A 26755-nucleotide genomic window follows, 5' to 3' on the forward strand; every position below is an offset into this window, starting at 1 on the left:
CCTATTTCCTCTACCCACTAATATTGTATTAACATTGCTGTTAACCTACCTGAAAACCAGGAATATACCGGGCTTACACAGTTCTATACCTTAGCCAATTCATACTGCCTTAGATTCTACCTTTACTCCGAAGATATCAGTCTATTTGCCAAGCAACACGAAAACTTACTTGACCCCATCTCCCACCTTTTGGTCATAGTGTATCAGCCTAATTTCACTATTTACGTTTGACGAAGCTTTCAGTAATTCAATTAATTTAATCATAGCAGTATATTTATCCTAGCAATCACCTGCTTCAAGGCTAGCAGTTTGTTTCACATTGTCCCTACCGCTTAGCACAAAACCGTTACCAGTAATGCACCGGTAGATAGGATTACCTCAAATAGAATAGGTAGTCCAAAAGTCTACCTTACGGTAGACTTAGACAGCCTAAGATATAGCTTATCCCTATTATTTCAAAGGCTGGTCGCACTGTCGGATAACGTCCCAGGGGTTCGCGACGTCCCCTTTAATGCTCATAACCTCAAATTTAACACTTTAAGTCTAACATAAGTCAGCCCCAACTACCATTTATGCTCACTAGTTGAATGTCGCTAACCCCTTGTTATACGATGGATTGTGCCGTCTTTTTATTCAAATCTAGAAAGTATCTTTCTTTTCTAAAACAAAAAATTTTGTGAGAAAATTATTAACTTTAGCTAATAAATTCATTAAAACTGTAAAAATTAAAGCTAATATGAAAGTTCTACCTTCCCCATCTATTCCATATCTCTTCAACATAAGTTTATCAAAAATAAATTCATCAAAATGAAATATCATAAATAATACTACAATCATTTGTAAAAGAAATATAGGCATTAGAAATTTCTTATTAAAACCTTCAAAATAAAACATTTTATGCCTATCTTTTAAATGTTCTCTATAATTTTTTATATTATCATTTATAATTTCTTCTTGACTTTCTAAAAACTCATATCCTTTTTTCTCATTATTTAAATTCTCTATCTGTTCTAATTGATTTATTATCTGTTTTTTTATTTTTTTACATTTTTCACATTCTTCACCTGAATTTTCAATATGGAATGATATAACTCCTAATTTTCCTAATGCTTTTTTAAAAATAGAAGTAGATGACTTATTTTCTAAGAAATTATCTATCATATTAAAAAAAGCATTTTTTTGACTCCTATTTTCTTCCTCTTTAATAATATTAATACCCATAATCCCAATGAAAACATCATAATAAATACTATAATAATCTATTTTATCCTTTTTATATAACATTCTAAATTGACCTACTATATCAACTGATTCTTTTAAAATTTCTATAAAATCTATTCTAAGATCTTCAACCTTTTTAATGGAAAAAAGATTAAAAATAAATTCTAGACTTTTATCTTTTAACTTATCATATTTTTGATTATCTAAGTCATAAATTTTATCAATAAATTCAAATAAGATGGGCAAATAATCAATGTTATATCGTTTCATTATCTTTTTTATTTTTCTTTTACCTTTTCGAGTGTAAGTATTTTCAATCATTTTTAAAGTAAAATAATATTGGGAAGAATATTTTTTTGATGTAATCTCTCCTAAATCATTATGAACAGCATTGAAATGGATTAGATAATCTTTTGTAATTTTTTTAATTGTCTTTTATACTTTTTAATTCCTATTCTCTTTTTCAACATATATTTTAAGTTCCTAGTAAAATCTAAAATTTTAATATTAAAATCTAAACATTTACTACAGCTAAGAGCGTTATTATCCACTATTTTACTTAAAGATTTTAAATTAGATAAAAACCTCTTAGATGTACTAATATGAGTCACATCTGTTTCTCCAAACACTTCCTGTAAAATTGATTCTATATAATCATAACTATTTTTAATATTCATTCTAATTCTCCTTCCAAAAAAGAACTTAGGCACAATCTGTCGTATAACGTCCCTGCGATTCGCGATGTGCTGCTAACACTCCTAATCTCAGATTAAATCTACAAATCTGATATAAGTCAGTCCCGAATTTCATTTATTCTCTCCAATTGCATGTTGCTAATCGCATGTTATGTGAGCGTTCTCCCCCCCATGTTTTCACCTTAACTTCAAATAATTTCATAGTTAAAAAATAATTAAACAGGAAAATATATCTGGGTGATGATAAAAAAATATTTATCAGAAAACATATTCCCTGCTTCCTGATAAACTGTTATTATTCATAACAAACTTAATCAATCTTTCCTATGGATTTTTAACATATCTAAATCAATTATAAATCCACCCTCAATTAATATATCTAATCCCAGTAACCCATTAATATCTTCATAGGGTAACACTGTAAAATCTATTGAAAAGTTATTTAATTTAAATCCACTTATCTTAACCTCATCAACAGTCTTTATAAATGCATGTCCAGTTCCACCAATTCCATAAGAAGTTACAATTTCATCTTCCTTACTAATTCTTATTCCTATCTCATCAACTTCTTCCTGTGAAATTAAAGAGTTTTCTGCACCCGTATCTACTACTATATTATCAATAACTTTTGATTTACCCTTATAAGTAATTTCTATCGAGGTAAACAATAATCCATCTCTATATTCAATTTTCATTTCTGAATACTCCTCTTAATCCAATCCTACTTCTAATTTTAAGAGTAATATCTTTCTTTGAAGTATGATAAACTAAAACATTATCTTTAGATTTTAAAAACTCTTTCGTAGCATCCTCTTCAGAAACTGTATCAATTACAGCAACCTCATCAACATATTCTTGATTCCCCTCAATATGAGAATTCAACACTTCCAACTTAACAAATTTATCGGGATATATTTTTCTAACTTCTTCCCATTTCATAGACTATCCCTCCTAATATCTAGTAATTATAATACTTATAAATATTATACCATATAACAAACAAAATGATAAACAATCTGAAAAGTTGAATTATATTAATTACTTAAACCAATGTTTTTCACAGCGATTTCAATGATTTGGGGGGAGAAGTCGGGTAAGTCAGGAGCTTTACAGCTCCTTCCTCCCCTAAGAACCGTACTTGACACTTTCACGTCATACGGCTCAAGCTCTCCAAAACTAATCTTCGGATTAGCAAACAATAATTAAATTCATTTCAATCTTAGCTTTTTGCGTAAATAATATTTATCATATTCTTTTAAATAAGGGTTTGCTGCGAACTTTATTAACCTATGCCTTATTATCTTTGTATCACTTGCGAATATCAATTTGATATTTCCAACTGAGAATGTCCAATCACGGGTTTCAGTTCTTATCCAGTATCTATCTTTTATCCATTGTTTAGCTTTATTTGGATGTCTTCGCTTTGCCCAACTCCACAGTGCATAGAATATATCCCTATCTAAGCTTTGATAGCTCTTTTTGGAACATGCACTCCTATGGTAATTACACCAACCTCTAATTTTTGAGTTTAATATCTTAATTAAGTTTTCTTGTTTTATTGTTTTGTTTTCCTTGATTTTAGTTCTAATTTCGTTTATTATTGATTTATAGGATTCTTTAGATGGTTTTATAATTAGCTTTCCATTATATTTCCTAAAGTTCCATCCTAGAAAATCAAATCCAGTATTGATATGAGTTATTTCGGTCTTTTCTCTTGATAGTTCAAGACCTCTTTCTTTCAAAAATCCCTCAATCAATTCTCTGGCTTCTTCTAGAACTTCTTTATTAGTGGCTGTTACTACAAAATCATCTGCGTATCTTACCAGATTTATTTTATTTCTTCTATTATATTTTCTATTTATTGTTCCTCTTGAATTAGTCCAATATTTTCTTTTTAATAATTCTTCTAATCCGTCTAGTGTCATATTAGCTAGAATAGGTGAAATTATTCCACCTTGTGGAGTTCCTTTTTCCGTAGGAAAAAGCTTTTTATTATGAACAAAACCTGCTTTAAGAAACTGATTTAATATTTTTCTGTCAATTAATATATTTTCTTTTAACCATTCGTGATTTATATTATCAAAACAACCTTTGATATCTCCTTCTAACACCCACTGAGCAGATATCTTTTTCCCTAATAATTTAAACAGATATTCTTTGGCATCATCACAACTCCTATATTTTCTAAAGCCAAATGATACCTTATCTGCTGTTGTTTCTGATATCGGATCAAGTGTTTTAGCATATAGAGCTTGCATCGCTCTATCATGTATTGTAGGTATCCCCAAAGGTCTTTTCTTTCCATTTGACTTTGAGATATGCACTCTTTTTAATGCTTTTGCTTTATAATTCTTATTAGTTAATTTTAGGGCATTTATATATTTGCTTGTAGCAGTAGACCACAGTATTTTATCTATACCTGGTGTCTTTTTCCCTTTATTTGTTGTTACTCGCCTTACGGCAAGTAGTTTTGTATAATATGATTTTGATAATAAATATTGTAGCTTTCTAGCTAAGTTCTTCATTCCTCTAGTTATTGCTTTAGCGATTCGCGATTGAAGTTTATTAACCTTTCTTATTACAGGTCCCCAAATTATTGTTTCCCATTTGATACCTGCATTCTTCCGGTCTACGGTCGCCCACTCATATTGAGTTATTTGGCTTGCCATATTCATAAAGTTTCAATCCTTTCCTGCCTTAGATAACCTTTAGGAAGTCAGCCTCCTTTCAGAGCAGGGCAAATTTAGAACCCTTATCTATCTCATTACAAGATAACATTCGCTTTTTCCTATTTCCTCTACCCACTAATATTGTATTAACATTGCTGTTAACCTACCTGAAAACCAGGAATATACCGGGCTTACACAGTTCTATACCTTAGCCAATTCATACTGCCTTAGATTCTACCTTTACTCCGAAGATATCAGTCTATTTGCCAAGCAACACGAAAACTTACTTGACCCCATCTCCCACCTTTTGGTCATAGTGTATCAGCCTAATTTCACTATTTACGTTTGACGAAGCTTTCAGTAATTCAATTAATTTAATCATAGCAGTATATTTATCCTAGCAATCACCTGCTTCAAGGCTAGCAGTTTGTTTCACATTGTCCCTACCGCTTAGCACAAAACCGTTACCAGTAATGCACCGGTAGATAGGATTACCTCAAATAGAATAGGTAGTCCAAAAGTCTACCTTACGGTAGACTTAGACAGCCTAAGATATAGCTTATCCCTATTATTTCAAAGGCTGGTCGCACTGTCACATAACGTCCCGCAGATTCGCGACGTCCCCATAAACGCTCCCAACTTCTAATTAAAGCTCACATCCTCACATAAGTCATCTCCACTCTCCATTTATCCTCGCTAGTTGGGATGTCGCTAAGCTGCTGTTAGATGACGTGCCGACTTTCTTCCCCATAAATTTTATTTTAGAATTTATCTCAATACTTTTCTAACAAAAGCTACTGTGAAATACGACATTAAAAACATACCTATAAATCCTTCCAATCCCGATAAAAATATGAGACTACCGTTAGTTGACATTCTATCAAAACTACTATCTCCATAACCAATAGTAAGAAAAGTTATTATACTATGATAGGTAGATTGCTTTAAAGAAGAAATATCTATAGGAAATAAAGACTTTAAATTTTGAACTTCAATCGGTATAATTCTCGTTGTTTTAAAATATGAGTAATAAAAAACTGTGAACAAACTTATTACTATAAACATACTTATGAAAATACTAAAAGGTTTTGTCCCAAATCCCCCCATCAATTGTAAAAATATTTTTCTTGGAATCCATAATAATCCATTATATAATTTATCAAGCCAATTATTAGCTTCACAAAATTTACTATTAATTTGATTACTTTTAAATTTAACGTATGCTTTATCTTCTTGTTCATATCTTCCTATATTATGAAAGTTTTCTTTTAACATTCTATATTGTTCTGCTACTAAATCAAAATTTATATTTTCTTTTTCAATCATATCTGTAATTCTGTTCTTATACCAATCAATTATGATCTGACCTAAATTCCTTAATCCTATCAAGCTTATTTTTTCTATATCTACTTTTGCTTCATTGTCCCTTTCTGGTTCTAAATCAATTACATCTCTATTTATAACATAATCTAGAATTAAAAAATAACATTTTTTCAATTTGAAATTTGCATAATTATAAAACCTAACTTTATAAAAGCATGCTTCTTTTTTAAATATTACTTTCATAAAACTAACTTCTTCTCTAAAAATTGCTTCATCAAAATGTGTTTCACCTTTAAAAGTTGCTTCATCAAAAATAATTCTTTCTTTAAAAATAGATAGATTAAAACTAGCTTTTTTTTCAAAATTGGCATTGTGAAAAAACATTTCTTCTTTAGATCGTATACTTTTAAAGTTTACATCTTTTTCAAAAACTGTAAAATCAAAAATACTTCTTCCATCAAACTTTGCAAAACTAAAATTAACTGTTTCCATAAATTTAGTTTGATCAAAATGAGCACTTTTTTTAATATGAATTTTATTAAAGCTAACTTCATCTTCAAAGACTGAATTTATAAAAGCAACTTCATCAAAAACTGCCGCATAAAAATTAGATTCTTTCATAAAGTTTGAGTCAATAAAATAAGCCATATCTCTAGAGTTTATTATCCCAAAATTAGTTTCTTTTTCGAATGTATTATTACTAAAAGATATTGATTTATCAAAATTTGACAAATAAAAATCTAGTTTTCCTTTAAACCTTGAATCATTAAAATAAACTAATTTTCTAAATTGAGCATTTGAAAGTATAATGTCATTTTTAAATATTTTATTTTCAAATATTAATTCTTCCCTAAAATATGAAAAAGGAGCAAAAATAATGGGTTCAATCTCTTTTCTTAAATCTAATAATTCATGTAATTCTTCTTTAAAGCTTACATAACATCCAGCAAAATTAATTATATTATATTTCTCTTTCTGCTTCCTAACTTCATCTATATTACTATATTTGTATTTTTTTATTTCTTCTTTTTCTCTATTAATAATAAATACCAACTCATCATTTTCTTTAACTTCAATTTCAGGTATATTTTTATAAGTTTCTCTTATTATTTGATTAGAGAATTCAATCATATCATATACTTTAAATCCTTTATATAAATCTTCTATCCTTTCTTTTTCATCAGCTTTAATAACTATAATGTGTCTTTTGGTCATATATAATCACCTTTATCTGAATTATTCTTTTAATCTATATTTATGTAATAGGCATGTCATCTAACTTATATCTTAACGACATATGTCATAAACTCCTCCTATTTAGTGGTATTAACGACATATGTAGTTAATATCTTATATATCTTTAACCTTAAAACTCTTTAAACATTCATATCTTATTCAGTGGACTTTCAATTTTACTAACATGAGTATAAACTTCAGTTGTTTTAGAACTTTTATGTCCAAGTAATTCTTGAATATAACAGATATCTGTCCCTATTTCTAATAAATGTGTAGTAAAAGAATGCTTTAAACCATGAACAGATATATTTTTCTTTATTTTTGCTTTAAGCCTTCTTAGAAATTATTTGTAATGTTCTTTTTATTAAATTATTATTTGGATTTACTCTAGCTTGTCCTCGCCTTTTTTATGTAGACAGTCATAAATCTCTCACTCTAATAGAGCTAATAAATTTATACCCAATTGATGGATTATCTATACCAACAAACTATTTATACCATTATAATACTCTATATCTACTACATATTCAAATATAAATATTAACCTAAAATAAAAAACACTTAAGCACATCTTGTACTTAAGTGTTAAAAATATTATAATTCATCTTCAATTTCTGCCATTATATCATCAGGGATATTAAAGTTAGCATATACCTCTTGTATATCATCTTGTTCTTCTAAGGCATCCATTAACCTCAATACCTTCTTAGCATCATTAGGATCGGTTATATCAAGCACGTTCTCTGGTATCATTACTATATCTCCAGAATCAACCTTGTACCCTGCCTCTTCCATAGCAGTTCTAACCTCTTTTAAATCTGATGGATCAGTTATAATCTCCACACTATCGGCTTCGATACTGATATCTTCTGCTCCAGATTCCAAAGCAGCCATCATAATCTCATCCTCATCAATCTCATTTTCGCTACGGTCGATGATTAATTGACCCTTTCTTTCAAACATCCATGATACACAACCGCTCTCTCCTAAATTTCCACCATTCTTAGATAGAACATGTCTTACATCAGAAGCAGCACGGTTACGGTTATCTGTCATAATTTCCATATATAAAGCAACTCCAGCAGGAGCATAACCCTCATATACAAACTCTTCGTAATTAACCCCTTCTAACTCACCAGTTCCTCTTTTAATAGCCCGTTCGATATTATCTTTAGGCATATTAGCATCCTTAGCCTTTTGAATAGCTAAAGCTAAATCATTATTGGTTTCAACATCACCACCACCATTTCTAGCAGCAACGGTAATCTTCTTAACTAATTTAGAGAATAACTTACCTCTTGCTTTATCCTCTTTCGCCTTCTTATGTTTAATATTGGCCCATTTAGAATGTCCAGCCATTTTAATACCTCCTTATCGATAGATACAGTTCACCTAAATATTCTAACATAAATTTATAAAATTTTCAATTTGATTTTAGATGCTACTATTAGTTATTCCCTGTACATCTCTTCATATTAGTATACTATTTTAATAATAATTTATAATTATTTTCCTATCATTACTCACTTATTACTAAAATTACAACTGTATAGTATCAACTGCCTTCTCATATGACCCTAATAACTTGTACCAAGGGCTCTTATAACTCACTAACTCTAAAGCTGACTTGACCCTCTTATCAAGATAATGACCTTCAAAGTCTATAAAAAAGATATACTCCCCTAACATTCTCTTGGCAGGTCTAGATTCTATCTTAGTCAAGTTGATTCCTCTAATAGCAAATTCATGTAAGATATCATATAAGAATCCTGGATGATCTTCTGCCACCGAACAGATAATCGAGGTCTTAGCATTCTGGCTCCTTATCGCTTCATCCTTAGATAAGATTACAAATCTAGTGAAGTTTTCACTATTATCCTGTATCCCCTCAGCTAAAATCTCTAAATCATAATAATCAACTGCTCTACTATTTCCTATAGCTACCCAGCTTTCATCTAAAGCTGTAAGTTGTTGAATTGCTTCAGAAGTACTGTTACTTATATGAGTTTCATAATTACTTAAATTTTCTTCCAAAAAAGAACGGCATTGAGCTAAAGCTTGAGGATGTGAGATGACATGCCTAACCTCAGCTAAATCCATCTTCTTTTTAGCCACTAAGCTCTGCTCAATAATAAGAATTACCTCACCGACAATATTAAGGTCAAAATCTGCCAATAAATCTAAGGTTAGCGTCACTCCACCTTGTATCGAATTCTCAATAGGAACAACTGCTCTATCAATCTCATCCTTCACAACCCCTAATATCAAGCTCTTAATGTCATTATAAGGGATAAACTCTCCTACTTGATGCTCGTACTCTCTAGCTGCTACTTCTGTAAAGCTACCCTGTGGTCCCAAAAATCCTAATCTACTCACTACTCCCACTCCTAACTTATATCAATTTTTTAATTAAATAACTAATTTAATATATCAGATACAATCTAACTCTCTTTTCCAATCTATGTTAACATAAAAAAGATTTACTACATAATATATAGTAACTAAATTATAAGGGGGTCCTATTATGTTTAAATTTAAAAATAATGATGATGATTCTCCACAAGAACCTATAGATGATGGTAAGGTAAGTAATTATAACCCTTTTACATTATTTCTAATTTTAATTTTATTAATACTAGCTGATTCTAACGCCTATTCCTTAGATTTCTTAACAAATTTTCAAACCAAACTCCAAAAAATTTCTAGAAAAAAGAGATAACTCCTGTAAACTCATTTACTTAGGTATTGGGACTTGAAAAAATCGAGAACCCAATACCTACTATTATTAGGCTCCTAAGATAAATTATAGACACTCACAACAATTTTTAACTATAACTTATTGAAAGAATAAAGCTACCGTTCCTGATCCTGCATGGCTTCCTACAGCAGCTCCAATATCTGTGATAATAATATCCTTAATATTATACTCTTCTTTAATCTTAGTGGCTATCTTCTGAGCAAGATCAATATTATTAGCATGCCCAATTCCAATTGGCTCCTCTTCTGCTAACTCTGCTCTCTCTTCAAAGGTATCTAGTATATACCTAATACAGCGCTTCTCACCTCTGAGCTTAGTTAAAGGGACAAGTTTCCCCTCAGGGCTCACCTCTATCATAGGAATAATATTTAATAATGACCCTATAAAGGCTTGAGTAGCTGAGATTCTTCCCCCTTTTTTTAACATTTCTAGAGAACCAATAGCCACTATATGCTCCATTCTACTGATAGCTTCTTCAACTTTAGAGATAATCACATCCTTTGATTTACCTTCTTCTAATAATTGAGCTGCTTTTAGAACTATTAACCCTAATCCTAAAGAGGCTGCTTTAGAATCAATTACACTAACTTTATCCTCTCCCAAATTTTTTTGGACCATCTTAGCTGAATTATAGATTCCACTTAATTGGGAAGAGAAACTAATATAAATAATCTCTTGATAATCCTTTAATAATTCTTTAAACTCTTCTTCAAAGGTATAGGGATTAATCATAGAAGTTGATGGACTAATATCCTCTGCTTCCAGTTTAGTATAAAACTCTATTGGAGTAATATCCTCTCCATCCTTGTAATTTCTATCACCTAACTTAACTGGAATAGGTATTACTTTTATATTATATCTCTCAATTAACTCTTTACTTAAATCAGCACCACTATCTGTTACAATTTTAATACTCTTCATATCATCCTCCTTACAAAAATCTAAGAAATCACTTATTATTAATTATACACTCAACTATTAATTAGTACAAATATCAACTTGTATTCTATCTAATATAAACAAGTTTATCCCAAACATATTCTAATAGTTTCGCTAAATGGTTATATTACAACATTTTTTTACTTTTGAAAAGTAGACGAAATTATTAAAAATATCTTTCGGCTTAAAACCTTTATATTCTCAATTTTAAAAGTGTCGCAATATCATTCTATTGTATCAATTTTTCTTTTAACATAAGATATTATAGTTATATTGTCATTACTCTTAAATTTTTACTCATATGTATCAAATTAATTTAACATATAACAAAACCTCCGCTATATAGCGGAGGTTTTTAGATAATATTTAATAAATAAGTAGACCTGTAAGCCGGGTTCTGTACCCTCACGGGTGATGACCATCCATCTAGGATGACAGTTGCCTGCCACCTCAAGCGACCTAACCCGGAAAGACGAGCGAGCTACTCTTAACCTTTCCCTACTTGGTCTTGCTCCGGATGGGGTTTACCATGCGGACTCTGTCACCAGAACCCCGGTGCGCTCTTACCGCACCCTTTCACCCTTACCTGTACCTTAAAGGTCATCGGCGGTTTGCTCTCTGTGGCACTTTCCCTCGAATTACTCCGGCTGGCCGTTAACCAGCATCCTGCTCTATGGAGCCCGGACTTTCCTCAAGTATAGCCCATTTTACCATACTTGCGATCATCCAGTCTACTTATTTAATTATCGTTTTAGATTATAACATCTTTAATAAAGGTTGTCAATAAGAAGCTCTATTCTTATCTCTCAACCGCAAGATATATAATATCATTTACTTTGATCTAAGTCAAGAAATTGATATAAGAAAATTTTAACAATTAATCTTATTACTCTTTCGCTTCTGATCCGATAAAAAACTCCCGACCGAGTTTTTCTCAATATTTATAACATTTTATTAATTAGAAATTTTCAATTCTATATTCTGCCTTTCTCTAAATTATGACCCTACGAGTTCTCTGAACTCTTCGTGATAGAAAAACTCCCGACCTAGTTTTTCCTATTCCAATAAAGTATCCTACCACAATTTTCACAATAGACTATCTCTTCACTAGACTTAACCTCTTCTACTAAATTGACTGGTAATAGCATTCTACAGCCCATACAATAGCCATCAGATATCTCTACAACTACCCTCCCCCTCTTTCTACGATATAAATTCTCATATTCTAAAATCAGCTTATCTTCTAACTTATCAAATATCTCTTCTTTGGCTGAATTTATTCTAACAAGCTCTTGATTTATTTTAGTAGTACCTTGCTGATAATCTTCTTCTAGATTTAACAACTCTTCTTGCTTACTCTCTAAATCCTCTTTTAAAGATATTAATTCATCTTCTTTTGCTTCCAATTCTAGCATCAGCTCTAATAGATTATCCTCCAACTCTTCTTTACTCTTTAATGTAGTATTTAATTTTTCTTGAAGCTTTTGTAACTCTTTGGGATTAGAAATAGCACCACTATAAAGCTGTTCTTTATAATCTTTCTCTTTTCTCACCAAACGAGCATCTTCAAATTCCTCTTTCTTAATCTGATGCTTTAAATCTTGCAATTCATTATTCTTTTGACTCCAATCTTCCTCCATCCTAATTACAACCTCTTTTAGAAGGTCCATCTCCTCAACAATAGACTCTTCCTCCATACTACTTTTTAGTCCTTTACTCTCTTCATTTAATTTTTCTAATTGATATAACAGTTCTAAAGTAGCCATTCTTATACCTCCTAATTTATAATGTATCAGTCTCAATCTAAAATATCTTTCTATATAGAAAAAAGTAGGTCGCTAAAACGACCTACTTTTAAACTATTCTAACAGGATTAGTATTAATTTGTGATTTTAAAATCTCTACATCTAGATTATTCTTAGTAATCTCTTTTACTAAATATGATACCATAGCATCTCTCATAATTTGTTCTGTTTCATAATGCCCAGCATCTATTAATGTTAGTCCTTCTTCTAATACTAACTGAGCATCATGATATTTAACATCTCCAGTTACCAATAAATCTGCACCTTTAAAAGATGCAGTTTTAATCAAATCAGCCCCACTACCACTACAGATAGCAACCTTTTTAATTTCAGTATCATTCTTTCCTACAACCTTAACATGATCTATATCCAAAGCATTCTTAACACGTTGAACATAGTCCTTTAGAGAAGTACTTTCCTCTAAATACCCAATTCTACCTATTCCAAAAGCTTCACCTTCATTATCTACAGGATAGATATCATAGGCTACCTCTTCATAAGGGTGAGCTTTAATCATTTTATTGATAACTTTATTTAAAATTTTACTAGGTACAATAGTCTCCAACCGACACTCTGCAACCTCATTTATCTCTCCTTTAATACCTATGTAAGGATTAGTCCCCTCTAAGGGTCTAAAACTCCCAGTACCTCTTTGTTCAAAAAAGCAATCACTGTAATTACCAATCCAGCCTGCCCCTGCTCTACCTATGGCTTTTTTGACCTTAAATACAGAATCTTCTGGTACAAAGACAACTACCTTCTTTAAGTCTTCTACTTGAGTAACCATTAAAATCTCTGTATCAACTAAACCTAACATCTTAGCTAATATATCATTTAATCCACCTTGAGCTATATCGTAATTTGTATGAGCTATGTAAAAAGCAATATCATGCTTAATTGCTTTTTGAATTATCTTACCTAAAAGAGTATTGAATCTAATATTAGAGATTCCCTTAAAGATAACAGGATGATGAGCAACAATTAAATCTACATCAGAATTTATAGCTTCTTCTACCACCTCTTCAGTTACATCCAAAGTAACCAGGACCCTGCTTACATCCTGATTATAATCACCAAGTTGTAAACCTATATTATCCCAGTCATAAGCTAAGTGCTTAGGTGCTAAAGTATTTATTAAATTAGTTACTTGTTGTAATTTTACAGACATCCTATAACCTCCCTACTGAAGAAACTATTTATTAATTAATTCATTTATCTCTCCATCTTTAACTCTATTTCTTCTAATCTTTTAATTCTCCTCTTTAAAATTTCAATTTTTTGATTATCAGGAGAATTTTCAGCAATTTTATTGATTATCTTCTGCCATTCATCCTTCAGTTCATTAAAATAATCCTCTAATAACTCATCGTTCTTCTTAAGTAAAATAGGTCCTATCTTTAATTCAAAATCATCCTTTACTTCCATCTTACCTGGCTGAGCTACGATAATTTGATAAAGCTTATCTTCTTCTTTTACTAAAGCCTCGTCAATAATCTTAAAGTTATTATCCACTAACCACTTACGTAAAGATGATGAACCAGCCATAGGTTGTAAAACCAATCTCTCCAAACTCTGAGCTAAATCATAATCAGCTTCTAAGATACCAATAATAGTCCTACTACCCATCCCTGCAATTACAACTTGGTCAACCTCACCTCTATTTAAAACTGATAACCCTGATCCATGTCTAACCTCAACTTTATCTTCAACTCCAGCTTGCTGAATATGATTTAAAGCAGCCTCACAGGGCTGTTTATTATAATCACTTGCTATTATCTTAGAAGAAGCAGTATTTTCGGCGATATAGATTGGTAAATATCCATGATCAGTCCCTACATCAATTACTCTAGATGGTAAGATTAATAAATCTACTATTTTAGCTAATCTCGGTGATAATCTCATAATTTACTCCTTATATGTAATCTATTCTTTATTCTATCTAAAGTTGTCTGTAATTATTAAAAAACCTTACTACATATGTAGTAAGGTAGAGATTCTTTAATTTATTATATGCCTTAAAAATTAAGCTATTCCCATTAAAGTCGTAAAGGGATAAATTTTGATAATTTTTAATCCCAATTTATGTAAATTATTGTAAAAAAATAATGGCTCCCCGAGCAGGACTCGAACCTGCGACTCGATGGTTAACAGCCATCTGCTCTACCAACTGAGCTATCGGGGAACATCAACAATTAAAATTATATATCAAAGATATCCAAATCTCAACTTCCATTTAAAGCAAATGGATTTGATAATCTATAGTTAATGGTTATTTTCTAATTATATCTTTTATTCTCTATCTATGTTAAATAATCTTTAAGTTTTTTACTTCTACTTGGATGTCTAAGCTTTCTTAAAGCTTTAGCCTCAATTTGTCTAATCCTCTCTCTAGTAACCCCGAATTCCTTTCCTACTTCTTCTAAAGTACGAGAACGTCCATCTTCAATACCAAATCTCAATTCTAAAACCCTCTTTTCACGATCTGTTAAAGTATCCAATACACCATCCAATTGTTCTTGTAATAACATAAATGATGCTGCTACAGATGGTTCTGGAGCATCTTCATCTTCAATAAAATCACCTAAGTAACTATCCTCTTCTTCACCAATTGGAGTCTCTAAAGACACAGGCTCTTGGGCAATCTTTTTGATTTCTCGTACCTTCTCTTCACTAATATCCATCTCTTCAGCAATCTCTTTAACACTTGGCTCACGACCTAGCTCTTGTACTAAATGGCGAGATACTCTAATCAATTTATTGATTGTCTCTACCATATGTACAGGAACTCTAATTGTTCTAGCTTGATCGGCAATAGAACGGGTAATAGCCTGTCTAATCCACCAAGTAGCATAGGTACTGAATTTATATCCTTTTCTATAGTCAAACTTCTCTACAGCTTTAATCAAACCTAGATTACCCTCTTGGATTAAATCTAAGAATAACATTCCTCTACCAACATACTTCTTAGCAATACTTACTACCAGTCTTAAGTTAGCAGCAGCCAATCTCTGCTTAGCATACTCTTCGCCCTCTTCCATCCTTTTAGCCAAATCCTTCTCTTCTTCAGCAGTCAATAATGGTACTTTACCTATCTCTTTAAGATACATCTTTACTGGATCATCTAATGAGACTCCACTAGGAATACTTAAGTCTAATTCTACTTCATCATTATCATCTTCATCATCATCTATATCATTATTATCATCATCTTTAACTTCAATCCCCATGGAGGAGAAGCTTTCATAGATCTCTTCAATTTGATCAGTTTCTAAATCTACTTCAGACAATGCATCCATTATCTCCTGGTAACTTATTTCACCTTCTTTTTTTCCCTTAGCAATTAAATTTCTTACTTTCTCTTGAATTGCAGTTTTATCTACAGACATTAATTTCCCTCCTTTCTTAAAAATTGTACCTCTTTCATCAATTCCATTTGTCTAGTAAAATCTCCACTTTTTTGTGCTTCTTTTATTTCTGCATTTAGCCTTTCTATTCTCATTTCTCTTTGATACCCCTTTATTGTTTCAATATAATCGCTTATAGTCTTCTCAGTATCATCTAAAAAATCATTATCTCTTATGGATAACTCCAACAATAAATTTTTAGCATTATTATTGGTTATAGTTTGCAAAATCTGATTAATCTCTAAAGCATTATGTTCCTGATAAAATTCAAAGATTTTAGTAAATAGCTCCTTATGTTCTTCTTTAGCTAAAGCATCGATTTTCAACTGGGCTCTCAACCTGTTGATAAGATTGGGATTTTTAAAGACAATACTTAATAACTCCTTAATAGCTTTTAAGTATTTAATTAATTTAGGATCATTTAAAGCATCGGCTAATTCACTCTTATTATTTATATTATTCCTATATTTATTCTTTCTATCCTGACCCCTCATCTTAAATTTATATTTATCTATCTCTTTTCTTAGTACACCTTCACTTGTTCTTAATCTTTCTGAAATTTTCTTACAATATTCATCTAATTCAACCTTATTTTTAACCTTTGCTAAAACAGGTATTATTCCCTTTACTGCTTTTATCTTATCATCAACATTCTCTAAGCTTCTTCCTTTTAAGATATTACTGATTTTAAAATCTATTAATGTTTCTGCCTGAGACTGGCTTCTAGCAAACCCTTCTTTACCTTCAGCTTTAATAAATTCATCGGGATCTAAATCTTTAGGTAATATAATTACCTTTACTTCTAATCCTTCTTCTTTTAGGATATCTAGCCCTCTTAAAGTAGCTTTAGCCCCTGCAGTATCTGAATCGTATGCTATATAAACTGTATTAGCATATCTTTTTAATAATTTGGCTTGTTCACTGGTTAATGAAGTCCCTAAGGAAGCTACAACATTCTTTATTCCATACTGGTATGCAGTAATCACATCAGTATACCCTTCTACTATAATTGCTTCATTACTCTGTTGTATGAATTTTTTAGCTAAATTAAGTCCATATAAATTCTTACTCTTATCAAAAATCAGTGTATCTGGAGAATTTAGATATTTGGGCTGATTAATATCTTCTATGATTCTACCACCAAATCCGATAACTTGTCCTTGATGATTGCAGATAGTAAAGATAACACGGTTACGAAAACGATCATAATAACCAGCATTATTTTTTCGTGGTAGAATCAAGCCCGATTCCAATAATAATTGATCAGAATATCCCTTGTTTTTCAAAAATCTATATAAACCCTCCCAACGATCAGGAGCAAAGCCTAACTGAAATTCTTGAATAATATTATTCCCAAAACCACGCTGATTAAAATATTTATTACCTTTTTTTCCTATATCAGAGCTTGTCAATAGATAATTATAAAAACGAGTAGCTAATTCATGTATATGCATTAACTTTTTTCTCTTATCAAACTTCTTCTTAGCTTGGGGATTATCTTTATGTTCTGGAAGACTCAATCCAGCTTTATCAGCTAGTAACTTAACAGTTTCTCTAAAATCAATCCCTTCCACACCCATTATAAAATTAAAGATATCTCCTCCAACTCCACAACCAAAACAATAATATAACTGTTGCTCAGGATTTACAAAGAAAGAAGGAGTATTTTCATCATGAAAAGGACATAACCCCTTGTAACTCTTTCCTGAATGTTCCAATCTAGTATAATCTGATATAATATCAATTATGTCATTATTAAAACGAACCTGTTCTATGAAATCCTCACTATAAGCAAAACTCAATTCTTTTCACCCTCTAGCTTAAATGGTATCTTCTAATTTCATGTAGTATAATTTAATATATAACTTACTCTTTACTACTAAATCTCAGTTATATTAACCCCATAATCAAAATCAAACTTAGTGAAATGATAAATTTATTAGCACTAAACCCAGTTCTCTTGTCCTATCTATAATAGAGAATTTTACACAATAATATATTATATATTTCTACACTTATTATGAAGATTATACTAAACATAGAGTCTAATGAGAATTAGAAATACTATCTCTCCTATCCCAATTGAGTTATTAATTCAATCAAATTAACTTCAAACTTCTCTCTATCTTCTTTCGAATATTTACTCTGCTTTGAGATATAACTTCCTTGTCGCCTAAGTTTAGCAGCTAAATGCCTTTTAGCTAATAGATAATCTATCTTATCTCTAGTGAAAACTCTTCCATCAAAAGAGATTGCGGATGCCCTCTTAGCTAAAACTAAAGAAGCTAAACCATAATCATTAGTTATAACTATATCTCCAGATTTGACTTGATTAACTATCTTCATATCCACTTCTTGATAGTTACTATCAACAGTTATATATTCAACATCTTCCCTATTAACTGTCCAATGAGCAGTGCTTATAAAAATTATTACTTTAATCTTATACCTTGCTGAAACTTCAGAAATATTCTCTTTAACTGGACATGCGTCTCCATCAACTAAAATTTTCATCCTATACTCCTCATAATTATACTTGACAGCAATTACAACTTTTCGACAGTAAAACACAAATCCCTTCTTTTAATTAAAAAAAGTATAAATTGATAGATTTAATAAAAGAAGAATATTGAGTATCAGATATCCTATAAAATTACTAAATTAGTGTTTTAATAAAGATATATGATACTTATATGAAATCTTCTAAATCGACAACCCTTATTATTCCAAAAAAAATATTATTTATTCCACTAATTTAGACTATCAAGCCTAAATTAGATATCAAAAATTTATGCTTCTTACTATTTAATTAATCTAGCAATTCTTTGACCTAATATTTGAGCTCTTTTCTGCCCTTCTAAATCCTCTCTAACATTCCGTTGACTACAAGCACCTTGATGCCCCATATCTGTCTCTTTAGAAGCATCACCTACTATCATCATCCCTTGAATCATCATCATATCATGTAAAGCACTAACTGTCGTCTCTTGCCCTCCATATCTAGAAGCACCTACAGTAATAGTACCTCCTATTGTATTAAATAAAGACTTTTCAGTTCTTAAAACTCTAGTCATATCCCAAAAAGCCTTTAATTGAGCTGTAACTGTTCCAAAGTAAACAGGGCTACCTAGAATAACTCCGTCAGCCTCTGCTAATAATTGATAATGTTCTTCTAATAAAGTTCCTTTGTAACAAATTTGACTACAAGGGCTAGAACATTGTACACAAAAAGGCTCTTTTAACTCCTTTAAGGCATCTCTAACGTGAATCAATTCTGTTTCTACACCTTCATTTTGGGCAGCCTCTAAGGCCTTAGTCAATAAAAAAGCAGTATTTCCATCTCTATTTGGACTTCCATTAATCGCCAAGAGCTTCATCATCTCGCACCCTTTCCGTTATAATATTCTATGTTATATTACAATAAAAACTTTAAAACTCCTTTAATTTTTAGAGTTAAAATATTATAAAAGATTAAAAAACTTAGCTTCTCTATATAATTAAAAGCGATTTAACTTTGTATAATAGGGATTAGATTCAGAAATTATCTTTATAATTTTCACAGAGCTGATAAGGTTAACACACAACTTAAAATAAAAATAAATTTCGTTCTGAAAGCAGAACGAAATTTAATAGTAGATTATCAAAAATTCGTATTATTTTTATCTTTTAAATTAGAACCAGTTGATTTAATGCTATAATTTCACTATGTATGATTTTATATATTTAAATACTGAAATAAAAGTCTGCTTAGAAATTAGCAACTCCTTTTTCTAAATGGAACTTATTACCTACTCTGTGCTCCAATTTAATATTTCTAATCTTATTAGTTTGACTATTCATCACTATGGAATTAGTTTCTACACAGTTATGATAATGTTGAACTCCTTTTAACAATTCACCATTAGTTATTCCTGTTGCCGAAAATATAACCTCTTCTCCTGAAACTAAATTATCGAGGGTAAATACTTGATTGATATTTTTGATTCCTAGCTGCCTAGCTTCTTCAATCTCATTATCGTTATAAAAGACTAATTGCCCTTGCATATCTCCACCTAAACACTTCAGTGCTGCTGCTGTTAATACTCCTTCTGGTGCCCCACCAATACCATATAATAAATCACCTTCTTGATTGGCTAACGCTACTGCAACTCCTGCTACCACATCAGCTGCATTAATTAATTTAACCTTGGCTCCTACTTCCCTAGCCTCTCTAATCATCTCTTGGTGGCGAGGTCTATTTAAGATAATAATTTTAATATCGGAGATTCTTTTATTCTTTGCATCAGCTACAGCCTTGATATTTTCTGTGATACTTGCTTCTAAATTAATAACCCCTTTAGCCTCAGGACCAACTGCTATCTTCTTCATATACATATCTGGAGCGCTAAGTATTTTACCTTTTTTAGCGATAGCAACTACTGCTAAAGCATTGGGTAAATCACCAATTACTAAATTAGTTCCCTCTACTGGATCAACTACAATGTCTATTTCACAACCTGTACCAAGCCCCACCTTCTCACCTGTATATAGCATTGGAGCTTTATCTTTCTTACCTTCTCCCATTACTACTCTTCCTCTAATCTTCATCTTATTAAACTCTTCTCTCATAGCATCTACAGCTGCTTGATCAACTAAAATCTTATCTCCCTTCCCAATTAAAGGGCTAACTGCTAAAGCTGCTGCTTCTGTTACCTTTACAATCTCTAGTTCTAATTCTCTTCTCACTATTATCCTCCTCTTATACTAAGTACTTATTACTTTAGATTAAACATATATCCAAACTATTATATACTTATTATACTAATTTTTTATAAAAAGAGCAACACTTTTATTTTAAAAGTATACTATATTTATATTAATATATAATTATATGTTATAACAAAGAATAAAAAGCTCTAAACATTAATGTTTAGAGCTTTTTATATAAGTTAAATTAAGATTTTTATTTAATTTTATTTAAAATTTCACCTGCTATATCTTCAATTGCTTTATTAGTTATATTAATAATTCTAGCATCTATCTTATTCATAATCTCTTTAGCATACTCCAATTCTTCCTCTATTCTTTCCCTACTAACATAGTCCCCACCTTGATTAAAAGCCATTAACTTAATTCTATTCTCTCTAATCTTCTGTAAATATTCTGGCTCTATGGTCAATCCTATTATCTTTTCACTAGGTAACTCATATAGTTCTTTAGGTGGAATAACCTCAGGGGATAAAGAAATTGTAGCTATATTATAATTTTGCTGAGATAAATATATACTTAAAGGAGTTTTAGAGGTTCTAGAAACACCAATTAATACAAAATCAGCTTCTTTTAATTTATTTAAATTTCTTCCATCATCACACCTTAAACTAAAATCTATACAAGAAATCTTTTCAAAAATTTCATAATCAATATTATAGCTCAATCCAACTTCTAATTGTGGTTGTTGATCCAATGCTTGAGAAAAACTATTAATCATGGGCCCTAATATATCTATCACTGGTAAATCCAGCCGATTAGCTTCATTTTCTAGATAAGCAGATAATTCTGGCAAAACAATCGTATAAGCTAAAAGTATATTATCAACTTGCATTGCTTCATCTATAATTGCTGCTAATTTATCGATATCTGATACATCAGAAAACTTCTTTATCGTGATTCTATCATTATCAAATTGAATTGCTACAGAATTGAGTATAGTTTCAGCTGTTTTTCCAGTAAAATCTGATATAGCAAATACAGTTAACTCATTTTCACTTATGTTATTATTTGACAAAATCCATTTCCCTCCTATATTTGCAACTTACAATCAACAAAAACTCTCGCAATAGTAGTCTTACTGACTCTTCCGATCACCTTAAGCTTATCTTCTATAATCTCACCTGATTGGTCAGTTAACTCTTCTACTACTGGTAAGCTATCAATCTCATAATCTACTATCTTTTTGGCAGCTTCAAAGACAGTATCATCATCTTTAACGGTAAAAAGATGAGGCATTCTAGTCATTACTACACTGACTGGCATCTGATTTATATCAGTCTCTCCTATTGTCATCTTTAATAAATCTTTTCTAGATAATATTCCTACTAAAATTTCATCATCATCGATTACAAACAATGAACCTACATCCTCCAAAAATAATTTTACTATTGCATCATAGACTGAGGTTCTCTTTTTAACAACAACAGCCACCGATTTAACTTCTTTTACTTTCTTACTATACATATCTTCTAAATTGTTTAAATATCCACTTCCTGCTGAATATGTATAACCAACTTTAGGCTTGGCTTCCAATAGACTAGCCATAGTCAATACAGATAAGTCCGCCCTTAAAGCACCTCGAGTTAAATTTAATTTACTTGCTATCTCTTTACTAGTAATAGGTTCATTATTTTTTACTATTTCAATTATTCTTTTCTGTCTTTCACTTAGGTTAATCTCAATCACCCCTAATATCAGATTATACAGTGTATTAAGTTGCTTACACTTATAATTATTTCAACTTATATCTTAATATATCCTTCACCTTTAGAGTAATTAATCTGATAGTTACTAGATAAATTCAAATATTTTTTAACCGTTCTTTTATCCTACAAAATATTCTTCTCTATTATACTCTTTAGCTATTAACTCAGGGGTATTTCCATATCTATCTTCCATATTAGGATCTGCTCCAGATTGAATTAGGGTTGTAATTATATCTTGATTATTATTCTCTATAGAGTACATTAGTGCTGTACGCCCTACATTTTCAGAAGCATTAACCTCAGCTCCCGCTTCAATTAATGTATCTATTATTTGAACATCATTATTATATCTTGATGCATACATTAATGGAGTTCTTCCCAACTCACACTTAACATTAACATCTGCTCCTGCATCAATAAGTAGTTTAATTAACTCTAAACTATCTTTATGCCAAATTGCAAAGATTAAAGCAGTAGATCCAGCTCTATTTTTAGCATTTACATCAGCTCCAGCTTCAATTAACTCTTCAATAACTTCTAAATCAGCATTACCTAAAATAGCATCCATCAATGGTGTATCCCCATACTTATTCCTTCTATTAATATCCTCTAATCCAAATAACTTTTTAGAAACAGTAGTTGTCATATTAAATCCCCCTTAAGATATAATTAATTCTATTTTTTTACATTTAATTATCTATATAATATTATAACACAATCATTAAATAGTGCAACACATTATTTAATAATCATCTAATTATTTTGATTAAAACTACAAATTTAATCTTTTATATAGTTCTTCTTATTTATATACTCACTAATATATGCAATTATGACACAAATATAAAGATAATTTCAAAAATAAAGAATAATTTATTATGGTTATCCAACTCTAAAGCTCAGTAATAGTTATGAGTAACTAGTGATAAAAAGATTCTTAGCTATTATATATTATTTGTCACCTACTATTAAATTATTATCTCTATAATAAGAAAAGAGCTACTTAGTTTAACTAAGTAGCTCTTTTTATTCCAATTAATTCAATATCTATCCTAATAATAAAATGAAAGCAGTTACATTCTATCCTTAATCAATTACAATCTTAGTTAAATCAGCAATCTTAGCTAATAGATTAGAGATTGAATTTAATAATCCCAATCTATTCTCTTTTACCTTTTCATCCTTTGCCATGACCATAACAGAATCAAAGAAGTTATCGATTAGTTCTTTTAACTTAGCAATCTCTGTTAATGCCTCTACATAAGCACGATTAGCAACTAAGCTATCAATCTGCTCCTTAGCCTCTTGATAAGCTGAATATAGCTCTCTTTCACTCTTATCTTCAAATAGTTCAGGATTAACTTCGGTATTATTGCTTTTGCTTGCTAAGTTAGCGACACGATTAAAGGCTGTAATCAACTCTTCAAAACCTTCATCTTCCCTATACTCCATCAATGCAGTAGCTCTAATTAAGGTATCATTAATATTAGTAAAGTTATTAGCTAAGATAGCATCACTGACATCATATCTAACCTCTGCATCCTCTAATATATTCTCTAATCTTAACTTGAAGAACTCTAATACTTCTGCCTTTACTTCTACTGCATCTCTTTGTAACTTATCTTGGTCTTTAAGAGTATTTAAGGATTGGTCGATTAGATAATCTAAATCTAATTCTAACCCTGCATCAACGATAATCTTAACAATTCCTTGAGCCTGACGGCGTAAAGCATAAGGATCTTGAGAACCTGTTGGAATAATTCCCACGCTAAAGAATCCAACAATACTATCAATCTTATCAGCAATACTTACTATAATCCCTGCTTCTGTACTTGGTAAGATATCCTCAGCATAACGTGGTAAGTAATGTTCAAAGATAGCACTTGCTACTTCTTGCTCTTCACCATCATTTAAAGCATAATAACTTCCCATAATACCTTGCAATTTGGAGAATTCATCAACCATACCTGTTACTAAATCGGCTTTAGATAACTTAGCAGCTCTTTTGGCTTGTTCTACCTTGTCTGCTGTTAATCCCAATTTAGTAGCAAATTCACCAGCTAAGCTAGTTATTCGCTCTACCTTTTCATAGATAGTACCTAAGTCCTCTTGGAAGATAACATTCTTTAACTTATCTATCTTACTTGCTAAAGTCTCTTCCTGATCTTCCTCATAAAAGAAGATTGCATCAGAAAGGCGTGCTTGTAACACTTTTTCATTTCCTGCTCTAACTACATCAATATACTCTTCATTACCATTTCTGACAGTTACAAATAAGTTCTGGAGGTTTCCTTCTTTATCTTCAACTGGGAAGTATCTTTGGTGCTCTCTCATAGAAGTAATTAATACCTCAGATGGTAGTTCTAAGAAGTCCTCAGAGAAGCTACCACATAAAGCAGTTGGATACTCAACTAAGAAGTTAACCTCAGTTAATAGATCTTCATCTATCTTTACAACCACATCTTTCTCCTTAGCAATGGCTTCAATCTGCTCTACTATCATGTTTCTACGTCTATTATGGTCTACAATTACAAACTCTTCCTCTAATTTAGTAAAGTAGTCTGCTGGGCCATTAATCTCTACCTTACCTTCACTTAAGAATCTATGACCTTTACTCCAGTTACTAGCTTTAACACCTGCTATAGAGAACTCTACTGTCTCTTGACCATAAAGGCTTAAAATCCATTTGATTGGTCGAGCAAATCTCATATCCTCACTAGCCCAACGCATAGATTTAGGGAAGTTTAATCTATTGATAATCTCTGTCAATAATTCTGCTAATAAATTCTTAGTATCTTGTCCAATCTCTCTAGTACAAGCATAAACATACTCATCTCTGACCTCTAATTCTTCAGGAGTAATTCCCTGTCCACGAGCAAATCCTGCACCTGCTTTGCTAGGATTACCATCTTCATCAAAGGCGATTCTAACAGCAGGACCTCTAACCTCTTTCTCCAAATCACTCTGCTTTTCCGCTACATCCTCAATAAGTAAGACTATCCTTCTTGGGGTACCAGTAGCCTTTACTTCTCCAATTTCAATCCGATTATTAGAGAATATCTCTTTAGATAAATCAGTTAATTGTTTGAAGGTATAATCCATAAACCCTGCTGGAATCTCTTCAGTTCCAAGCTCTAATAATAAATCCTTACTCATTGTCTTTCCCCTCCTTTAACAACGGGTAACCCAATTCTTCTCTCTGCTTAACATAATTTTCAGCACATTTTTTAGCCAAAGTACGTACCCGTCCAATATAGCTAGTTCTCTCTGTAACAGAAACAGCTCCTCGAGCATCTAACATATTGAAGGTATGAGAACATTTCAATACATAATCAAAGGCTGGTAATACTAAACCTTCCTTAGCAATTCTAGTTGCTTCTTTCTCATATAGATTAAATAATGTCAGTAATGTCTCTACATCAGCAATTTCAAAGTTATAAGTAGAGTGTTCTACCTCACCTTGATGGTGAACATCTCCATATTTAATCCCTTCAACCCATTGGATATCAAAAACACTATCTACCTCTTGAAGATAGATAGCAAGACGCTCTAAACCATAAGTAATCTCTACAGATACAGGCTTACATTCAAGCCCTCCAACCTGTTGGAAATATGTAAACTGAGTAATCTCCATTCCATCTAACCAAACTTCCCAACCAAGCCCCCAAGCTCCTGTAGTTGGATTCTCCCAATTATCCTCTACAAATCTAATATCATGCATCTTAGGATCTATGCCTAGAGCCTCTAAGCTCTTTAAATAAATCTCTTGAATGTTATCAGGTGAAGGTTTCATAATTACCTGATATTGATAATAATGTTGTAAACGGTTAGGATTTTCACCATAGCGACCATCAGCAGGTCTACGGCAAGGCTCCACATAAGCTACATTCCATGGCTCTGGTCCTAATGACCTTAAGAATGTCGATGGATTCATAGTACCAGCACCAACCTCAATATCATAAGGTTGTCTTACAATACATTTCTGTTTAGACCAGAATTGATTTAAGGTATTGATCATATCTTGAAAATTCATAATTCTTCCCCCTCTTTTTATAATGGAGAATTGAGAATTATTTTAGTTTTTTAGTTCTCAATTCCAAATTCTCAATTTAACTAAAAAAACCCCTCCCTAATAGTATTTTCTACTATCAGGGACGAGGTTACCCGCGGTTCCACCCTGTTTAATCCTCTTTATCAGGATTCACTTTATTATCAGTTACTCCCAAGCGCCCTTCATCAGATTACTATAC

At 31.3% G+C, this 26755-nt stretch carries 24 protein-coding genes, 1 tRNA gene, 1 other RNA gene and 1 other annotated feature (1 of these 27 running past the window's edge); of the genes, 1 reads left to right on the forward strand and 25 read right to left on the reverse strand.

The genetic code is table 11. The features are described from left to right. Positions 1–639: 639 nt before the first annotated feature. The 9 genes from U472_RS12505 to pheA all read right to left on the reverse strand — a co-directional run bounded on the left by U472_RS12505 (position 640) and on the right by pheA (position 9520). Positions 640–1542, reverse strand: a complete 903-nt coding sequence (locus U472_RS12505; protein WP_141677988.1) for a hypothetical protein — start codon at positions 1540–1542, stop codon at positions 640–642. Between the two features lie 80 nt (positions 1543–1622). After that, a complete protein-coding gene (locus tag U472_RS12510) occupies positions 1623–1898 on the reverse strand; it encodes a hypothetical protein (RefSeq protein ID WP_068719042.1) in 276 nt (91 codons plus the stop codon). A 332-nt stretch (positions 1899–2230) separates the two neighbouring features. Beyond that, positions 2231–2611 (reverse strand): retropepsin-like aspartic protease, encoded by a 381-nt coding sequence (locus U472_RS12515; RefSeq protein WP_068719044.1) that lies wholly within the window; start codon positions 2609–2611, stop codon positions 2231–2233. Continuing rightward, positions 2601–2855: a hypothetical protein gene (locus tag U472_RS12520; RefSeq protein ID WP_068719047.1), complete on the reverse strand. Its 255-nt coding sequence runs from the start codon at positions 2853–2855 to the stop codon at positions 2601–2603. The genes U472_RS12515 and U472_RS12520 overlap by 11 nt, the downstream gene beginning before the upstream one ends. Positions 2856–3124: 269 nt before the next feature. Next, positions 3125–4591, reverse strand: a complete 1467-nt coding sequence (ltrA, locus tag U472_RS12525; RefSeq protein ID WP_068714227.1) for a group II intron reverse transcriptase/maturase — start codon at positions 4589–4591, stop codon at positions 3125–3127. 762 nt (positions 4592–5353) lie between these two features. Next, positions 5354–7123: a pentapeptide repeat-containing protein gene (locus tag U472_RS12530; RefSeq protein ID WP_068719049.1), complete on the reverse strand. Its 1770-nt coding sequence runs from the start codon at positions 7121–7123 to the stop codon at positions 5354–5356. A 169-nt stretch (positions 7124–7292) separates the two neighbouring features. Continuing rightward, on the reverse strand, positions 7293–7463 hold the full coding sequence (locus U472_RS17585; protein WP_083189957.1) for a tyrosine-type recombinase/integrase: 171 nt from the start codon (positions 7461–7463) through the stop codon (positions 7293–7295). 275 nt (positions 7464–7738) lie between these two features. After that, positions 7739–8503, reverse strand: a complete 765-nt coding sequence (locus U472_RS12535; RefSeq protein WP_068719051.1) for a YebC/PmpR family DNA-binding transcriptional regulator — start codon at positions 8501–8503, stop codon at positions 7739–7741. A gap of 180 nt (positions 8504–8683) precedes the next feature. Beyond that, positions 8684–9520 (reverse strand): prephenate dehydratase, encoded by an 837-nt coding sequence (pheA, locus tag U472_RS12540; protein WP_068719053.1) that lies wholly within the window; start codon positions 9518–9520, stop codon positions 8684–8686. Between the two features lie 148 nt (positions 9521–9668). Here pheA and U472_RS12545 point away from each other — a divergent pair, with 148 nt between their 5' ends. Then, a complete protein-coding gene (locus U472_RS12545) occupies positions 9669–9863 on the forward strand; it encodes a hypothetical protein (RefSeq protein WP_068719055.1) in 195 nt (64 codons plus the stop codon). Positions 9864–9980: 117 nt separating this feature from the next. On the opposite strand, the gene U472_RS12550 is transcribed toward U472_RS12545, so the two are convergent. The 16 genes from U472_RS12550 to glyQ all read right to left on the reverse strand — a co-directional run bounded on the left by U472_RS12550 (position 9981) and on the right by glyQ (position 26538). Further along, entirely contained in the window at positions 9981–10823 is an 843-nt protein-coding gene (locus tag U472_RS12550; RefSeq protein ID WP_068719057.1) for a DegV family protein, read from the reverse strand. 388 nt (positions 10824–11211) lie between these two features. Then, positions 11212–11579, reverse strand: an RNA gene (rnpB, locus tag U472_RS12555) — RNase P RNA component class A. Between the two features lie 308 nt (positions 11580–11887). Continuing rightward, positions 11888–12607, reverse strand: coding sequence for a zinc ribbon domain-containing protein (locus tag U472_RS12560; RefSeq protein WP_068719058.1), 720 nt, complete (start codon positions 12605–12607; stop codon positions 11888–11890). 88 nt (positions 12608–12695) lie between these two features. After that, a complete protein-coding gene (locus tag U472_RS12565; RefSeq protein WP_068719060.1) occupies positions 12696–13814 on the reverse strand; it encodes a Nif3-like dinuclear metal center hexameric protein in 1119 nt (372 codons plus the stop codon). 44 nt (positions 13815–13858) lie between these two features. Next, positions 13859–14548: a tRNA (adenine(22)-N(1))-methyltransferase gene (locus U472_RS12570; protein ID WP_068719062.1), complete on the reverse strand. Its 690-nt coding sequence runs from the start codon at positions 14546–14548 to the stop codon at positions 13859–13861. Between the two features lie 204 nt (positions 14549–14752). Then, positions 14753–14828, reverse strand: a tRNA-Asn gene (locus U472_RS12575). Positions 14829–14946: 118 nt separating this feature from the next. Further along, positions 14947–16032 (reverse strand): RNA polymerase sigma factor RpoD, encoded by a 1086-nt coding sequence (gene rpoD, locus U472_RS12580; RefSeq protein ID WP_068719064.1) that lies wholly within the window; start codon positions 16030–16032, stop codon positions 14947–14949. Continuing rightward, entirely contained in the window at positions 16032–17852 is a 1821-nt protein-coding gene (gene dnaG / locus U472_RS12585) for a DNA primase (RefSeq protein ID WP_068719066.1), read from the reverse strand. Before dnaG ends, rpoD begins: the two co-directional genes overlap by 1 nt. Before the next feature lie 271 nt (positions 17853–18123). After that, a complete protein-coding gene (locus tag U472_RS12590; protein WP_068719068.1) occupies positions 18124–18564 on the reverse strand; it encodes a YaiI/YqxD family protein in 441 nt (146 codons plus the stop codon). 287 nt (positions 18565–18851) lie between these two features. Then, positions 18852–19427, reverse strand: coding sequence for a flavodoxin family protein (locus U472_RS12595; protein WP_068719070.1), 576 nt, complete (start codon positions 19425–19427; stop codon positions 18852–18854). 370 nt (positions 19428–19797) lie between these two features. Continuing rightward, positions 19798–20775, reverse strand: a complete 978-nt coding sequence (gene glpX, locus U472_RS12600; protein WP_068719072.1) for a class II fructose-bisphosphatase — start codon at positions 20773–20775, stop codon at positions 19798–19800. A 217-nt stretch (positions 20776–20992) separates the two neighbouring features. Beyond that, positions 20993–21814, reverse strand: a complete 822-nt coding sequence (locus U472_RS12605; protein WP_176714174.1) for a pyruvate, water dikinase regulatory protein — start codon at positions 21812–21814, stop codon at positions 20993–20995. A gap of 14 nt (positions 21815–21828) precedes the next feature. Then, complete coding sequence (gene ccpN, locus U472_RS12610; protein WP_068719074.1) at positions 21829–22485, reverse strand: transcriptional regulator CcpN; 657 nt, start codon at positions 22483–22485, stop codon at positions 21829–21831. A gap of 138 nt (positions 22486–22623) precedes the next feature. After that, a complete protein-coding gene (locus tag U472_RS12615) occupies positions 22624–23151 on the reverse strand; it encodes an ankyrin repeat domain-containing protein (RefSeq protein WP_068719076.1) in 528 nt (175 codons plus the stop codon). A 440-nt stretch (positions 23152–23591) separates the two neighbouring features. After that, positions 23592–25661 (reverse strand): glycine--tRNA ligase subunit beta, encoded by a 2070-nt coding sequence (gene glyS, locus U472_RS12620; protein ID WP_068719078.1) that lies wholly within the window; start codon positions 25659–25661, stop codon positions 23592–23594. Next, positions 25654–26538, reverse strand: coding sequence for a glycine--tRNA ligase subunit alpha (gene glyQ / locus U472_RS12625; RefSeq protein WP_068719080.1), 885 nt, complete (start codon positions 26536–26538; stop codon positions 25654–25656). The genes glyS and glyQ overlap by 8 nt, the downstream gene beginning before the upstream one ends. Before the next feature lie 114 nt (positions 26539–26652). Continuing rightward, positions 26653–26755: a binding site (T-box leader), on the reverse strand (it continues 69 nt past the right edge of the window).

Source organism: Orenia metallireducens, assembly GCF_001693735.1.
GTDB classification, from domain to species: Bacteria; Bacillota; Halanaerobiia; order Halobacteroidales; family Halobacteroidaceae; genus Orenia; species Orenia metallireducens.